The organism is Pseudomonas sp. HAR-UPW-AIA-41, from assembly GCF_002304225.1.
GTDB lineage: Bacteria > Pseudomonadota > Gammaproteobacteria > Pseudomonadales > Pseudomonadaceae > Aquipseudomonas.
In genome coordinates this window covers 307,589-322,145 of record NZ_NSLB01000002.1, presented here as the reverse complement: position 1 = coordinate 322,145, position 14,557 = coordinate 307,589, and the positions used below count along the sequence as shown (strand labels likewise).

The 14,557-nt window shown below is 64.0% G+C and carries 13 protein-coding genes and 1 pseudogene; 4 read left to right on the top strand and 10 right to left on the bottom strand.

All coding sequences use genetic code 11. The features are described from left to right. Positions 1-178 precede the first annotated feature (178 nt). Positions 179-502 carry a Grx4 family monothiol glutaredoxin gene (grxD, locus tag CK486_RS05755; protein WP_095939329.1) on the top strand — a complete coding sequence of 108 codons (324 nt, stop codon included), beginning with the start codon at positions 179-181 and terminating at the stop codon, positions 500-502. A 60-nt stretch (positions 503-562) separates the two neighbouring features. Here the strand turns inward: grxD and CK486_RS05750 are convergent, their stop codons facing one another. The 9 genes and pseudogenes from CK486_RS05750 to metG form a co-directional block, all read right to left on the bottom strand. Next, complete coding sequence (locus CK486_RS05750) at positions 563-748, bottom strand: PA3496 family putative envelope integrity protein (protein ID WP_095939328.1); 186 nt, start codon at positions 746-748, stop codon at positions 563-565. Positions 749-855: 107 nt separating this feature from the next. After that, on the bottom strand, positions 856-1,494 hold the full coding sequence (gene nth, locus CK486_RS05745) for an endonuclease III (RefSeq protein ID WP_095939327.1): 639 nt from the start codon (positions 1,492-1,494) through the stop codon (positions 856-858). 2 nt (positions 1,495-1,496) lie between these two features. After that, the gene (locus CK486_RS05740; RefSeq protein ID WP_095939326.1) at positions 1,497-2,207 is read right to left on the bottom strand and encodes an electron transport complex subunit E; all 711 of its coding nucleotides are present in this window, start codon (positions 2,205-2,207) and stop codon (positions 1,497-1,499) included. Continuing rightward, positions 2,200-2,841, bottom strand: coding sequence for an electron transport complex subunit RsxG (gene rsxG / locus CK486_RS05735; protein ID WP_095939325.1), 642 nt, complete (start codon positions 2,839-2,841; stop codon positions 2,200-2,202). The genes CK486_RS05740 and rsxG overlap by 8 nt, the downstream gene beginning before the upstream one ends. A gap of 1 nt (position 2,842) precedes the next feature. Then, entirely contained in the window at positions 2,843-3,874 is a 1,032-nt protein-coding gene (locus CK486_RS05730; protein WP_095939324.1) for an RnfABCDGE type electron transport complex subunit D, read from the bottom strand. A gap of 14 nt (positions 3,875-3,888) precedes the next feature. Next, positions 3,889-6,368: pseudogene (gene rsxC, locus CK486_RS05725) on the bottom strand (electron transport complex subunit RsxC). Continuing rightward, positions 6,365-6,940, bottom strand: a complete 576-nt coding sequence (rsxB, locus tag CK486_RS05720) for an electron transport complex subunit RsxB (RefSeq protein WP_095939323.1) — start codon at positions 6,938-6,940, stop codon at positions 6,365-6,367. Before rsxB ends, rsxC begins: the two are co-directional and overlap by 4 nt. Beyond that, the gene (gene rsxA, locus CK486_RS05715; RefSeq protein ID WP_095939322.1) at positions 6,937-7,521 is read right to left on the bottom strand and encodes an electron transport complex subunit RsxA; all 585 of its coding nucleotides are present in this window, start codon (positions 7,519-7,521) and stop codon (positions 6,937-6,939) included. Before rsxA ends, rsxB begins: the two co-directional genes overlap by 4 nt. Before the next feature lie 128 nt (positions 7,522-7,649). After that, positions 7,650-9,692, bottom strand: coding sequence for a methionine--tRNA ligase (metG, locus tag CK486_RS05710; RefSeq protein ID WP_095939321.1), 2,043 nt, complete (start codon positions 9,690-9,692; stop codon positions 7,650-7,652). A 174-nt stretch (positions 9,693-9,866) separates the two neighbouring features. On the opposite strand from metG, the gene apbC reads away from it, so the two are divergent. The 3 genes from apbC to dcd all read left to right on the top strand — a co-directional run bounded on the left by apbC (position 9,867) and on the right by dcd (position 14,024). Next, a complete protein-coding gene (gene apbC, locus CK486_RS05705) occupies positions 9,867-10,961 on the top strand; it encodes an iron-sulfur cluster carrier protein ApbC (RefSeq protein WP_095939320.1) in 1,095 nt (364 codons plus the stop codon). Positions 10,962-11,112: 151 nt separating this feature from the next. Continuing rightward, positions 11,113-13,359 (top strand): EAL domain-containing protein, encoded by a 2,247-nt coding sequence (locus CK486_RS05700; protein ID WP_095939319.1) that lies wholly within the window; start codon positions 11,113-11,115, stop codon positions 13,357-13,359. A 98-nt stretch (positions 13,360-13,457) separates the two neighbouring features. Next, positions 13,458-14,024 (top strand): dCTP deaminase, encoded by a 567-nt coding sequence (dcd, locus tag CK486_RS05695; protein WP_095939318.1) that lies wholly within the window; start codon positions 13,458-13,460, stop codon positions 14,022-14,024. A 72-nt stretch (positions 14,025-14,096) separates the two neighbouring features. Here the strand turns inward: dcd and CK486_RS05690 are convergent, their stop codons facing one another. Further along, a complete protein-coding gene (locus CK486_RS05690) occupies positions 14,097-14,552 on the bottom strand; it encodes a potassium channel family protein (RefSeq protein ID WP_095939317.1) in 456 nt (151 codons plus the stop codon). Positions 14,553-14,557: the final 5 nt, after the last annotated feature.

Below are 14,557 nucleotides of genomic sequence, written 5' to 3'. Positions count from 1 at the left end.
CCTGTAGGCGTGCGCTTCTCACCTGCTTTCGCCTTGCATGCCTCCAGCTCGCTGGCCTTTGAACCGGTTCCAGGTTGGCAAAGACCAAGCGGCGCGCTCGACTTTCCGGTAAACTGCGGCCACCCAATCGGCCGCAGGCCGGTCTTGCACGGTTCGTATTCAGTCGTCGAGGTGCCCCATGGACATCATTGAAACCATCAAAGATCAGATCGCCAACAACACCATCCTGCTGTACATGAAGGGTTCGCCGAATGCCCCTCAGTGCGGTTTTTCCGCTCGTGCCGCGCAGGCAGTGATGGCCTGTGGCGAGAAGTTCGCCTATGTCGACATCCTGCAGAACCCGGAAATCCGCGCCGAGCTGCCGAAGTACGCCAACTGGCCGACTTTCCCGCAGCTGTGGGTCAAGGGCGAACTGGTCGGCGGCAGCGACATCATCACCGAGATGTTCGAAAAGGGTGAGCTGCAGAGCCTGATCAAGGAAGCCGCCGGCAGCGCCGCCTGATTCCTCTGTGACATGAAAAAGCCCCGCCAAGTGCGGGGCTTTTTCATATGGGGGTACGCTTCAGAGGTCGAAGTCGTAGTCGCTGAGCTGCTTCTGCAGCCGGCGCTCCTCCAGCAGGTTGTCGATGACCCGGCGCTTGGCCAGATTGGTCTTGGCGACCACCGGGGCAGCGGGCGCGACAGTGCTGTCCTCGTCTTCCGCGACGAAGTCGTCTTCCAGGGCGATGTCTTCTGTTTCAGTGCTCATGGCTTCACTCCAACGATCGGGGTGCTGATGGCGCACCTTATAGCGACAAAGTTCTGGAGGGTAAAAAAGATTTTTTCAATCAGTGGCTTGGAAAAATCTATAAGCCATCAATCGTCAGAAGTTTTCGCCTTGAACTCGCACAGGTCCTCGATTCGGCAGCTGCCACACTGCGGCTTGCGTGCCTTGCACACGTAGCGGCCATGCAGAATCAGCCAGTGGTGGGCGTCGAGCAGGTAGTCCTTTGGCACGAACTTGAGCAGCTTCTTCTCCACTTCCAGCACGTTCTTGCCCGGCGCGATGCCGGTACGGTTGCTGACGCGGAAGATGTGCGTGTCCACCGCCATGGCCGGCTGGCGGAAGGCGGTGTTGAGCACCACGTTGGCGGTCTTGCGCCCGACGCCAGGCAGAGCTTCGAGGTCTTCGCGGTTGTCCGGTACCTGGCTGCCGTGTTTTTCGACCAGCAGGCGGCAGGTCTCGATGACGTTCTTCGCCTTGCTCGGGTACAGGCCGATGGTCTTGATGTACTGGCACAGACCGTCGTAGCCCAGGGCGAAGATGGCTTCCGGGGTGTTGGCCACCGGGAACAGCTTGTCGGTGGCCTTGTTAACGCCCACATCGGTGGCCTGGGCCGAGAGAATCACCGCGATCAGCAGCTCGAAGGGCGAGCTGTAGTTCAGCTCGGTCTTCGGCTCGGGGTTGTCCTCGTGCAGGCGGCGGAAGATTTCCAGGCGCTTGGCGGCGTTCATGCTTACTCGATCACCCCGGTCACGCGCACGCGGCGGCTGGTGGCCGGTGCCGGTGCGGCAGCGGTGGCCTTGGCCCTTTCGGCGGCACGTTCGTCGAGCACGTTTTTCAGCGCGATCAAAAGGCCCAGCACAAGGAAGGCGCCCGGCGGCAGAATGGCCAGCAGGAAGCCGGAGTAGTCGCTGAACAGAGTCAGCTGCCAGTGGGCGGCGATCGGGCCGAACAGCAGGTGCATGTTGCCGAGAATGGCGCCGGTGCCGAGCAGCTCGCGCACGGTGCCGATGGCCAGCATCACCAGGCCGAAGCCTGCGCCCATCATCAGGCCGTCAAAACTGGCGTGCAGCACGCTGTTCTTCGCGGCAAAGGCCTCGGCGCGGCCGAGGATGATGCAGTTGGTGGTGATCAGCGGGATGAAGATGCCGAGGATCTGGTACAGCTCGTAGGTGAAGGCCTGCATCAGTAGTTCAATGCAGGTGGTCAGCGCGGCGATGATCATCACGAACACCGGCAGGCGCACGGCGTCGGTGACCTGATTGCGCACCAGTGCCACGGCAGCATTCGAGGCGGCCAGCACCAGCGCGGTGGCGATGCCCATGCCGAGGGCGTTGACCATGGAATTGCTGACCCCGAGCAGGGGGCACAGGCCCAGCAGCTGCACCAGTCCCGGGTTGTTCTTCCACAGGCCGTTGACGGCGATCTCGCGATAACTAGCCATGGCTGTTCTCCTGCACGGCCAGCAACTCGGCCTTGTGCGCATCGAAGTATTGCAGCGCCTTGTGCACCGCCTTGACCACCGCACGCGGGGTGATGGTGGCGCCGGCGAACTGGTCGAACTGACCGCCATCCTTCTTCACCGCCCAGCCCGACTCGTCGGGACTGGTCAGCGAGCGGCCTTCGAAGCTGCGAATCCACGGGCTCTTGGCCAGTTCGATCTTGTCGCCCAGGCCGGGGGTTTCCTTGTGGCCGATGACCCGCACGCCAGCCAGACGGCCGTCGGCCAGCACGCCCACCAGCAACACGATGCTGCCGCTGTAGCCATCCGGCGCGGTGGCCTGAAGGATGATGCCGCTGGCCTGGCCCTTGAGGGTGGCCAGATAGGCCGGGGTGGCGGTCTTGTTGCCGAGCAGTGGATCGAACACCTCGCGCGGATGGTCGAGCAGGTGGTTGTCGTAGCTGCCGGCGGGCAGGATTTCGCCAAGCGCGCGGGCCTTGGCCTCGCGTTCGGCGGCAGCAATGCGCTCGGCCGTGCCGAACTGGGTGATGGCGACCAGGCCGACCGTGAGTACGGCAAACAGCCCGAGGACCAGGCTGTTGTTCAGCATCGAACGGGAGATATCCGGCAGGGCCATGTCATTCCCCCAGCTTGAAGCCGCGCTCGGCCTTGCGGTGGCCGTAGGTGCGCGGGCGGGTGTAGTAGTCGATGGTCGGTGCGGCGAGGTTCATCAGCAGCACGGCAAAGGCCACGCCATCCGGATAACCGCCCCAGGTGCGGATCAGGTACACCAGAATGCCGACACCGGCGCCGAAGATCACGCGGCCAAGGTTGCTGGTGGCGCCGGACACCGGGTCGGTGACGATGAAGAAGGCGCCGAGCATGGTGGCCCCGGTCAGCAGGTGGAACAGCGGCGAGCCGTTGGAGTCCGAGCCTGAGCCGTTCCAGAAGATCAGGCTCATGACGAACAGGGCGCCGAGCATGCCCAGCGGCGCGTGCCAGCTGATGATCTTCTTGTGGATCAGGAACAGGCCGCCAAGGAGAAACGCGAGATTGACCCACTCCACGGCCTTGCCGCCAAACTGACCAAAGGCCGGGTTTTGCGCCCACAGCTCGTCCATGGTCAGGCTCTTGTTGAGCTTGAGGCTGTCCAGTGCTGTGGCCTGGCTCCAGCCGTCCGGCAGGCTGGCCAGACCGAAGATGTGCTGCAGGCCTTCCCATGCGCCCACGCTGTGGGGCGCTGGCCAGCTGGTCATGGGGATGGGGAAGGAGATCAGCACCACTACATAGCCGAGCATGGCCGGGTTGAAGGGGTTCTGTCCGAGGCCGCCATAGAGCTGCTTGCCGAAGACGATGGCAAAGCCGACGGCCACCAGAGTCAGCCACCAGGGTGCATAGGGCGGCAATGCCAGGGCCAGCAGCACAGCGGTGACCAGGGCGCTGCCGTCCTTGAGGAAAAACGCCAGCGGGCGGCGGCGTACTGCCAGAATGGCAGCTTCTACTGCCACTGCGACCAGACTGGCCCAGACCAGATTGACCAGCGTGCCGATGCCGAACAGCCAGGTGAGGGCCAAGGCGCCAGGGGCGCAGGCCGCCGCCACCAGCAGCATGACGCGCTGGGTGCGGTTGTTGCCCTTGGCGTGGGGCGATGTGATGCGGGGCAGGGCCATGGAGTCTCCGGAATTCAACCTTGATGGGCGGCCAGGGCCTGTTCGGCGGCCGCCAGTCGGGTACGCGCGGCGTCCAGCGCCTCGCTGCTGGCGGCGTCATCGCGCTCCAGCTTGCGCAGATCGGCACGGGCGAAGGCAACCTCGGTCTTCAGTGCACGCAGGGCATCGTCGACGCCCGATTTGTTGTGGCGCTGCAGCTCAGGTGCCGGTTTGCCGGAAGCCTCCTCGGCAGCGTGCAGGGCCTGTTCGGCCTCCGCCAGGGCGCTGCGCAGGGTGGCGAGGCTGGCTTCGTCGGCCCCGGCCTTTTCCGCTTTCTTCAGCTCGGCGCGCTTCATCGCCAGTTCGATCTTGGCCTTCTTCAGGGCTTCCTCGCCTGGAGAATTGGCGGGGGCGGCGGGTGCGCTGGCGGCAGTGCTTTCAGCAGCGGCCAGAGCCTGCTCGGCCTGACTCAGTTGCTGGCGCAGGGCAACCAGTTCGCTCTGCTGCTCGGCCGTCGGGGCCTCGATCTTTTCCAGTTTGCGGATCTGCGCCCTGAGCATGGCCGCTTCGATCTTGGCCTTCTTCAGTGCTTCGTCGCCGGCGGGTTTGGCGGGAGCAGCTGGCGCGCTGGCTTCGGCGCTGGCCAGAGCCTGCTCGGCCTGAGTGAGCTGCTGACGCAGAGTGTCCAGCTCGCTCTGCTGTTCGGTCGTCGGCGCTTCGATCTTTTCCAGCTTGCGGATCTGCGCCTTCAACATGGCGGCTTCGATCTTGGCCTTCTTCAGCGCCTCGTCGGCGGCCGGCTGTGCGGACGTAGGCACTGGCGCAGGCGGGGCAGCCGCGAGTGCTTCCTGCAGGGCCTGCTGGGCGGCATCGGCGGCGGTGCGCAACGACGCGACCTGTGCCTGCAGTTCAGTGGTGTCGTGGGTGGCGAGCTGCTTCTCGGCCTTCTTCAGGGCGACCTGCGCCATGCTGGCTTCGATCTTCAGGCGCTTGATCTGCTCATCGGCGGCCGAGGGCGCGGCAGTCGCAGTGGCGGCTTCGGCCTGGGCGCCTTGGCTTTGGCGGCACGCTCGGCACGGGCGATGCGCTCGGCTTCCTTCTGCTCTTCGGCGCGGCGCAGACGCTCCTGGCGCCATTCGAAACGCTGCTTGGAGTGTTCGGCCTTCTGCTGCTTCTGTTCCAGTTCGCGAATCTCGGCCTTGGCCGCGCGGTAGTACTGCACCAGCGGAATGCTCGACGGGCAGACATAGGCACAGGCGCCGCACTCGATGCAGTCGAACAGGTTGTGCGCCTTGAGCTGGTCGTGTTGCTGGCCGAGGGCAAAGAAGTGCAGCTGTTGCGGTAGCAGGCTGGCCGGGCAGGCCTCGGCGCACTCGCCACAGCGGATGCAGGCCATGGCGGGCGGCGGTGTCGGCAGTTCCTGACGGGTCGAGGCCAAGAGGCAGTTGCTGGTCTTGATCAGCGGCACATCCAGCGAGGGCAGGGTGAAGCCCATCATCGGCCCGCCCATGATCAGACGGTTGAGTTTGCGCTCATCCAGGCCGGCAAAGGCAAGCAGTTCGCCCACCGGGGTGCCGATCAGCGCGCGCACGTTGCCGGGGCGTGCCAGCGCTTCGCCGGTGAGGGTGGTGATGCGCTCGATCAGCGGTTTGCCGTGCACCACTGCGTCATGGATGGCCACACAGGTGCCGACGTTCTGGCAGACGATGCCGATATCGGCCGGCAGGCCACCGCTGGGGACTTCCCGGCCGGTGAGGATCTGGATCAGCTGCTTCTCGCCACCGGACGGGTACTTGGTCGGGAACACCTTGAGTGTGTAGCTGCGCTCGGTCAGCGCGGCGCGCACGGCAGCGATGGCCTCGGGCTTGTTGTCCTCGATGCCGATCAGCACTTCATCGGGCTGGATCAGCTGCACCAGAATGTCGATGCCGGAAACCAGCTCGGCGGCGTACTCGCGCATCAGCAGGTCATCGGCGGTGATGTAGGGCTCGCACTCAGTGCCGTTGATCACCAGGGTATGAATTTTCTGGGCGGCACGGGCCTTGAGTTTGACGGCGGTGGGGAAACCGGCGCCGCCAAGACCGTTGATACCGGCATCGCGGATTTTCGCCAGCAACGCCTCACTGTCCAGCTGGCGGTAGTCCGGGCAGGGCGCCAGCTCGCCCCACTCATCCTGGCCATCGCTGTCGATCACGATGGCCGGCGCCGGCAGGCCGGAAACATGCGGGTAGGGCTGCGGGCCGATAAAGCTGACGAGTCCGGACGTTGGCGCATGCACGGCGACGCTGACAAAGCCATTGGCCTTGGCGATCAACTGGCCCTTGAGTACGCGGTCACCCACCGCCACGCAGGGTTCGGCCGCCGCACCGATGTGCTGGTTGAGCGGTACGATCAACTGGCGGGGCAGTGGAGCCTGTTGAATGGGCGAGCCGTTGGAGAGTGTCTTGCACTCGGCCGGGTGGATGCCGCCGGGGATGTCCCAGATCTGTTGGGCGTGGTCGATCAGGGCTGTCATGCCGCGTGCTCCCGGTCGGTTGCGATCAGTTGGCTGGCCGGTACGGGCAGGTCCCATTTCCAGCCCTGCAGCGTGCTGCCAACCGGAATCATGTCGATACAGTCGACCGGGCAGGGCTCCACGCAGAGGTCACAGCCGGTGCACTCGCTGGCGATCACCGTGTGCATCTGCTTGGCGGCGCCGACGATGGCGTCAACCGGGCAGGCCTGGATGCACTTGGTGCAGCCGATGCATTCGGCTTCACGGATGAAGGCGACCATCTGCGGCTTCTCGCCGCCCTCGGCGTCCAGCGGTTCGGCCTCCACATCGAGCAGATCGGCGAGCGCCTGGATGGTGGCCTCGCCACCGGGTGGGCACTTGTTGATCTTGTCGCCGGCTGCGATGGCCTCGGCGTAGGGCTTGCAGCCCGGATAGCCGCACTGGCCGCACTGGGTCTGTGGCAGCAGGGCGTTGATCTGTTCGGCGATGGGATCGCCCTCGACCTTGAAGCGCACTGCCGCGAAACCGAGGATGGCGCCGCAGATCAGACACAGCGCGAGGATGGCCAGTACCGCAATCAGCACCAGACTCATAGTTTGATCAACCCGGCAAAGCCCATGAACGCCAGCGACATCAGCCCGGCGGTAATCATGCCGATGGCCGCGCCCTGGAACGGCTTGGGTACATCGGCAATGGCAATGCGCTCACGCATGGCGGCGAACAGCACCAGTACCAGGGAGAAGCCCAGGCCCGCGGCAAAGCCGTTGACGCTGGCACTGAGGAAGGTGAATTCGGCCTTGTTGGCATTGAGCAGCGCCACGCCGAGGACGATGCAGTTGGTGGTGATCAGCGGCAGGAAAATGCCCAGAACGCGGTAGAGCAGGGGGCTGCTCTTCTTCACCACCATTTCGGTGAACTGCACCACCACGGCGATCACCAGAATGAAGCTGATGGTGCGCAGGTACTCGATGTTCAGCGGTTCGAGGATGTACTCCTGCACCAGATAGCTGCACATGGCGGCCAGGGTGAGGACGAATGTGGTCGCCAGCGCGAGGCCGATGGCCGTCTCGATCTTCTTCGATACGCCCATGAACGGGCACAGACCGAGGAACTGCACCAGCACGAAGTTGTTGACCAGGATGGCGCTAACCATGATCAGGGCGAGTTCGGTCATCGATAACACCGTGTGCGCTGGCCGGGGCCGGGGAAATGGGGGCGCTTATTATCGTGAAGCGCCAAGACGCAAACAAGCCGGCAATTGCCGGCTTGTTTGCGTGGTTAAGGCTAGCTCAGCCTGGCGGGTTACTTGACCCGCTGCCCCGGCTTGGCGCCGCTGTCCGGGCTGAGCAGGTAGATTTCGCTGCCGCCTGGGCCTGCGGCCAGGACCATGCCTTCGCTGATGCCGAACTTCATCTTGCGCGGGGCCAGGTTGGCCACGTACAGGGTCAGGCGGCCTTCCAGTTCGCTCGGGTTCGGGTAGGCGCTCTTGATGCCGCTGAACACGTTGCGCTTGGCGTCGCCGATATCCAGAGTCAGGCGCAGCAGCTTGTCTGCGCCCTCGACAAACTCGCACTTCTCGATCAGCGCGATGCGCAGGTCAACGGCGGCAAAGGCGTCGAAGTTGATCTCGGCGGCCAGCGGGTCCTTGGTCAGTTCGCCATTGCCGGCGGCAGCCGGTGCGGCGTTCTCGGCGGCGAGGTCTTCCTTGGAGGCTTCGATCATGGCGTCGATTTTTGCCGGCTCGATGCGGGTCAGCAGCGGGTTGAACGGATTCAGCTGGTGGTTGGCCAGCGGCGTGGTCAGGTCGGCCCAGCTTAGCGGCGCAACATTCAGGAAGGCCTCGGCATCGGCGGCCAGCTTGGGCAGCACGGGTTTGAGCATGATCACCAGCTGGCGGAACAGGTTGACGCCCAGGGCGCAGATTTCCTGCACTTCGGCCTGCTTTCCTTCCACCTTGTTCAGCGACCACGGCGCCTTGTCGGCGATCCAGGCATTGGCGCGGTCGGCCAGGGCCATGATTTCGCGCATGGCGCGGGCAAAGTCGCGGGCCTCGTAGGCGTCGGCAATGCTCGGTGCGGCAGTCTGGAAGGCGTCCCACAGTTCCGGCTCGGGATTGGCGCTGACCAGTACGCCGTTATTGCCCTTGTGGATAAAGCCGGCGCAGCGGCTGGCAATGTTGACCACCTTGCCGACCAGGTCGGCATTGACCTTCTGCACGAAATCCTCGAGGTTGAGGTCGAGGTCATCGACGCTGCGGCCCAGTTTGCTGGCGTAGTAGTAGCGCAGGTATTCCGGGTTCAGGTGATCCAGGTAGGTGCGCGCCTTGATGAAGGTGCCGCGCGACTTGGACATCTTCTGGCCGTTGACGGTCAGGTAGCCGTGCACGTTGACCGCGGTGGGCTTGCGGTAGCCGGCGCCTTCGAGCATGGCCGGCCAGAACAGGGCGTGGAAGTTGACGATGTCCTTGCCGATGAAGTGGTACAGCTCGGCGGTGGAGTCCTTGCCCCAGTAGGCGTCGAAATCCAGCTCCGGGCGCTTGGCGCAGAGGTTCTTGAAGCTGGCCATGTAGCCGACCGGCGCGTCCAGCCAGACGTAGAAGTACTTGCCCGGCTCATCGGGGATCTCGAAGCCGAAGTAGGGCGCGTCGCGGGAGATGTCCCACTCCTGCAGGCCGCCGTCCAGCCATTCGGCAATCTTGTTGGCCACGGCGTCCTGCAGGGTGCCGCTGCGTGTCCAGCTTTTCAGCATGGCTTCGAAATCGGGCAGCTTGAAGAAGAAGTGCTTGGATTCCTTGAGCACCGGCACGGCGCCGGAAATGGCCGAGCGCGGGTTTTTCAGGTCGGTCGGGGCGTAGGTGGCACCACACTTCTCGCAGTTGTCGCCGTACTGGTCCTCGGCCGCGCACTTGGGGCAGGTGCCCTTGATGAAGCGGTCGGCGAGGAACATGCCCTTCTCGGGGTCGAAGTACTGGGTTACCGAACGGGTGGCGATGTGGCCCTTGTCGCGCAGCGCCAGATAGATGCCGCAGGCCAGTTCGCGGTTTTCCTCGGCATGGGTCGAGTGGTAGTTGTCGAAGTCGACCAGGAAGTCGGCGAAGTCGGCACTGTGCTCGGCCTGTACGTTGGCGATCAGCTGTTCCGGGGTGATGCCTTCCTTCTCGGCGCGCAGCATGATGGCCGAGCCGTGGGCGTCGTCGGCGCAGACGTAGGTGCACTGGTTGCCGCGCAGTTTCTGGAAACGCACCCACATGTCGGTCTGGATGTACTCGAGCATATGGCCCAGGTGAATGGAGCCATTGGCGTAGGGCAGGGCGCTGGTGACGAGAATCTTGCGGGCTTCGGACATGATGATCGGCTGCACTGGTGACACGGGAAAGGTCGGCAACTATATAGGCGCGGCGCATTTTTTTCATCCGCAGCGGCGCTTGGTCACGCCGCCACGGCCGGGTGTGGGCATGCAGGCCGGGCGCTGCTCGGGTAAGATGCCCGCCTGTTTTGCTCGGTCTTTTCTGGAGTTGCCATGAGCGCTGTTAACCGCCAGCTGGTTGAAACCGTCCTGCGTCAGTTCACCGATCCGCACCTGAACCTCGATCCGGTGAGTGCCGGCTGTGTGCGCGAGATCGATATTCAGGGTGGCAAGGTCAGCGTGCGTCTGGAACTGGGCTATGCCTGCGGCCTGTTCAAGAGCGGCTGGGCGCAGATGCTGCAGATGGCGCTGGAGAACCACGAGGGTATCGACTCGGCCAGTGTGCAGGTGGATGTGCGCATCGAACCGCACAAGGCGCAGGAGCAGGTGCCGGCGCTGGCCAACGTGAAGAACATCATTGCCGTGGCTTCGGGCAAGGGCGGGGTCGGCAAGTCCACCACCGCCGCCAACCTGGCACTTGCGCTGGCCCGCGAGGGCGCGCGGGTGGGCATTCTCGATGCCGATATCTATGGCCCCAGTCAGGGCATCATGTTCGGTATCGCCGAGGGCACGCGGCCGGCAATCAAGGACCAGAAGTGGTTTGTGCCCATCACCGCGCACGGCGTGCAGGTGATGTCGATGGCTTTTCTCACCGACGACAACACGCCGGTGGTCTGGCGCGGGCCGATGGTCTCCGGGGCGCTGATCCAGCTGATTACCCAGACCGCCTGGGACAACCTCGATTATCTGGTGATCGATATGCCGCCGGGTACCGGCGATATCCACCTGACCCTGGCGCAGAAGGTGCCGGTGGCCGGCAGCGTGATCGTCACCACGCCGCAGGATCTGGCCCTGCTTGATGCGCGCAAGGGCGTGGAGATGTTCCGCAAGGTCAATATCCCGGTGCTGGGCGTGGTGGAGAACATGGCCGTGCATATCTGCAGCAACTGCGGCCATGCCGAGCACCTGTTCGGCGAGGGCGGGGGCGAGAAGCTGGCGGCGCAGTACGGCGTCGACCTGCTGGCCTCGCTGCCGCTGTCGATGGCCATTCGCCTGCAGGCCGATGACGGCAAGCCGACCACGGTGGCCGACCCGGAAAGTCAGATCGCCATGATCTATCAGGAAATGGCGCGCTGCGTCGGTGCGCGTATCAGCCAGAGCGGTCTGGGTGCCGCCGCAATGCCGTCGATCGTGATCAGCGACGACTGATCACCGTCTGTCCGACAGGTCAGCTTGTGTGCGGCAAGCTGGCCGGATATTGCTCTGGGTCAGTTTTTCGCGAGATCGTTGTTGATAATCTCTCGCGTCTTTCTCGCTGTACCCCCGCAGCAGTACCCGGCGTGTAGTTGGCCTTTTCCGCATGAACCTTATCCCCCAGGCGTTGACCCCGTCCCTGTGCGACGAAGACTTGTCCGAGTCCGAGCAGCAGGAAATCCTGCACCTGCAGCAGGAAATCCTGGCTGCAGTGGCGCAGAACCTCGATCACCTGGCGGTCATCCGTCAGGTCTGTCTGCTGGAGGAGCAGTTGCTGCCCGATGCCGTGGCCAGCGTGATGCTGCTGGACGAGCAGAAACTGCTGCAGCTGTATGTGGCGCCGAGCATTCCGGCCGCGGCGGCGGTGCGCCTGAGCAATCTGCGCCCGGGTCCGCACGCCGGTTCCTGTGGCAACGCGGTGTACCGTGGGGAGGCAGTGTTCGTCAGCAACACCCACAGCGATCCGCGCTGGCAGGAGCTTCGTCCGCTGGCGCTGGATTACGGCCTCATGGCCTGCTGGTCGATGCCGATCCGCGGTGCCGGCCAGCAGGTTCTTGGCACCTTTGCCCTGTCCAGCTTCGTCGGGCGCGAACCCGGCGCTTTCCACCGCAAGATTCTGGAGATCGGTGCCTCGATCATCGGCATCGTCCTGGAGCGTCAGCGCCAGGAGCAGACCCTGAGCCTGCTGGGCAAGGTATTCGAGAGCAGCAATCAGGCGATCATGCTGACCGACAGTCAGGCCGGCATTCTTGAGGTCAACCGCGCCTTCAGTGACATGACCGGCTACAGCGCCGCCGAGGTCAAGGGGCGGCGGCCGAGCCTGTTGTCCTCCGGCCGGCATGACCGGACCTTCTACCAGAACATGTGGCGCAGCCTGCAGGAGCGTGGCTACTGGCAGGGCGAGGTGTGGAACCGGCGCAAGAACGGCGAGGTGTACCCGGAGTGGCTGAGCATCACGGCGATTCGCGAGGCCGGGCAGATCACCAACTATGTGAGTTTTTTCTTCGATATTTCCGAGCAGAAGGCGACTCAGGCACGGCTGGAATTTCTTACCTGTCATGACCCGCTGACCGAGCTGCCCAATCGCCTGATCGTTCAGGAGCAGCTCAGTCAGGCCATGGTCAGTTCGGCACGGCGTCAGCTGCAGGCCGCCTTGCTCTATCTGGATCTGGACGATTTTCGCAGCATCAATGCCTCGCTAGGTCAGGCGGTGGGTGATCAGCTTCTGCGTGCGGTGGCCGAGCGCCTGCGCCAGTTGCTGGGGGAGCAGTGCCCGCTGGGCCGTCTGGACTCCGATGAATTTGCGATTGTTCTGGCCGGCGTAAAGGATCTGGATCAGCCGGCCGAACTGGCCGAGCAGATCATTCAGGCTTTTCTCAAGCCCTTCGTCATCGCCGGGCATGAGCTGATTTGTACCCTGTCCATCGGCATTGCCCTTTATCCCGAGGATGGCGAGGACAGTGACAGCCTGCTGAAGAAGGCTGACAGTGCTATGAGCCATGCCAAGCAGGACGGGCGCAATACCTTCCGCTTCTACAGCGAATCGATGAACCGCGATGCGGCGGCGCATCTGCAGTTGCGCACCGGCTTGCGCCGGGCGCTGGTGCAGAACGAGCTGTTCCTCGAGTATCAGCCTCAGGTCGAGCTGATGAGCGGGCGGGTGATCGGTGCCGAGGCGCTGGTGCGCTGGCAGCATCCGCAGCTCGGCCGCATTGCGCCGGCCGACTTCATCGGTGTGGCCGAGCAGAGCGGACTGATCGTGCCGCTGGGTGAGTGGGTGCTGCAGCAGGCCTGCGCCCAGGCCGCGGCCTGGCAGCGCGCCGGTCAGCCTCTGGTGGTGGCGGTGAACCTGTCCGGGGTGCAATTCAAGCGCGGCGATCTGGTCGACTGCGTGGCGGCTGCACTGCTCGAACATGGGCTGGATCCGGCTCTGCTGGAGCTGGAGCTGACCGAGACCATCCTGATCGAGGGGACCGAGCATGTGCTGGACAACCTGCAGCGCCTCAAGGCGCTGGGCGTTCAGCTGTCGATCGATGATTTCGGTACGGGTTATTCCAGTCTGGCCTACCTCAGTCGTCTGCCGGTGGACAAGCTGAAGATCGACCAGTCCTTTGTGCGCAGCCTGCGTGAGGTGCCGGCCAACGCCACCATCGTGCGTATGGTGGTGCAGATGGCCCGCAGCCTGGGTATCCGCTCGATTGCCGAGGGCGTCGAGGATGCCAAGGCCCGCGACTTCCTGCTGGCCAACCAGTGCGACGAGGCACAGGGCTACTGGTTCAGCCGGCCGCTGCCGGCTGAGACACTGACCCAGTTGCTGCAACGGGCCGGTCACCAACTGCCGCTGCTCTGTTGAACGGGCATCTGCCCTGCGCTGGTGCTTGGCTGCGCATGGGGGCAGCCGGTAAGATGCGCGCTCAGTTTTTCACCACACCTTGAGTCAGGACGCCCGTCATGAGCATCAAATCGGACAAGTGGATTCGCCGCATGGCGCAGGAACACGGGATGATCGAGCCCTTCGTCGAGCGTCAGGTGCGCACCGAGGGCAGCGAGCGCCTGATCTCCTACGGGGTTTCCAGCTACGGCTACGACGTGCGCTGCGCCGACGAGTTCAAGGTGTTCACCAACATTCACTCGGCCACCGTCGACCCGAAGAACTTCGATGAGAAGAGCTTTGTCGATGTCAAAGGCCCGGTGTGCATCATTCCGCCAAACTCCTTTGCGCTGGCCCGTACCGTCGAGTACTTCCGCATCCCGCGCGATGTGCTGACTATCTGCCTGGGCAAGAGCACCTACGCGCGCTGCGGCATCATCGTCAACGTCACCCCGCTGGAGCCGGAGTGGGAAGGTCACGTGACCCTGGAGTTCTCCAATACCACGACGCTGCCGGCGAAGATCTACGCCAACGAGGGTGTGGCGCAGATGCTGTTCCTGCAGTCGGATGAAGCCTGCGAGACGTCCTATGCCGACCGTGGCGGCAAGTACCAGGGCCAGACCGGCGTTACCCTGCCGAAGACCTGATACACAGGCATCGCGAAAAAGCCGGGCAATGCCCGGCTTTTAAATGCCCTGCAAGAAAGTGCGCGAAGGCTGTCAGTCGCCCTGGCGTTGCTCCAAACGCTGAGCGGCGGTGTTGCGCTTGAGCACATCCATCACCGCCGCGGTCATCACTGCGGTGGAGACGCCGAACATGAGGATGCCGTTGGCGGCCTCCAGCGGGCCGAGCAGGCGCCACTCGGGTGAGAGCACCACATCGCCGTAGCCCAGCGTGGCGAAGGTCACCCCGGAGAAATACAGGGCCGCGCTGGCGCTGTCGAATTCGCCGAGCAGGCGGAAAAGGGCGGCCCACAAGGCCATCTGCAGGAAGTTGCTCAGCAGCATGGTCAGCATCACCATCGACAGCAGCAGGCTGCTGCGCAGGAACCCGCTGGGCCCGGTGTGGGTGCGGTTGTAGCGCAGGTAGAAGTTCATGCACAGAGTGGCAAAGCCCGCCTGCAGGGCCAGGCAGATCAGCATCACCGGCAGTCCGACCAGGAGTTCGGTAAGCATGGGGT

What these genes read in the sequence shown, in the direction of transcription:
- grxD (WP_095939329.1), top strand. Translation starts at nt 179, where the DNA reads ATGGACATCATTGAAACCATCAAAGATCAGATCGCCAACAACACCATC.
- CK486_RS05750 (WP_095939328.1), bottom strand. Translation starts at nt 748, where the DNA reads ATGAGCACTGAAACAGAAGACATCGCCCTGGAAGACGACTTCGTCGCG.
- nth (WP_095939327.1), bottom strand. Translation starts at nt 1,494, where the DNA reads ATGAACGCCGCCAAGCGCCTGGAAATCTTCCGCCGCCTGCACGAGGAC.
- CK486_RS05740 (WP_095939326.1), bottom strand. Translation starts at nt 2,207, where the DNA reads ATGGCTAGTTATCGCGAGATCGCCGTCAACGGCCTGTGGAAGAACAAC.
- rsxG (WP_095939325.1), bottom strand. Translation starts at nt 2,841, where the DNA reads ATGGCCCTGCCGGATATCTCCCGTTCGATGCTGAACAACAGCCTGGTC.
- CK486_RS05730 (WP_095939324.1), bottom strand. Translation starts at nt 3,874, where the DNA reads ATGGCCCTGCCCCGCATCACATCGCCCCACGCCAAGGGCAACAACCGC.
- rsxB (WP_095939323.1), bottom strand. Translation starts at nt 6,940, where the DNA reads ATGAGTCTGGTGCTGATTGCGGTACTGGCCATCCTCGCGCTGTGTCTG.
- rsxA (WP_095939322.1), bottom strand. Translation starts at nt 7,521, where the DNA reads ATGACCGAACTCGCCCTGATCATGGTTAGCGCCATCCTGGTCAACAAC.
- metG (WP_095939321.1), bottom strand. Translation starts at nt 9,692, where the DNA reads ATGTCCGAAGCCCGCAAGATTCTCGTCACCAGCGCCCTGCCCTACGCC.
- apbC (WP_095939320.1), top strand. Translation starts at nt 9,867, where the DNA reads ATGAGCGCTGTTAACCGCCAGCTGGTTGAAACCGTCCTGCGTCAGTTC.
- CK486_RS05700 (WP_095939319.1), top strand. Translation starts at nt 11,113, where the DNA reads ATGAACCTTATCCCCCAGGCGTTGACCCCGTCCCTGTGCGACGAAGAC.
- dcd (WP_095939318.1), top strand. Translation starts at nt 13,458, where the DNA reads ATGAGCATCAAATCGGACAAGTGGATTCGCCGCATGGCGCAGGAACAC.
- CK486_RS05690 (WP_095939317.1), bottom strand. Translation starts at nt 14,552, where the DNA reads ATGCTTACCGAACTCCTGGTCGGACTGCCGGTGATGCTGATCTGCCTG.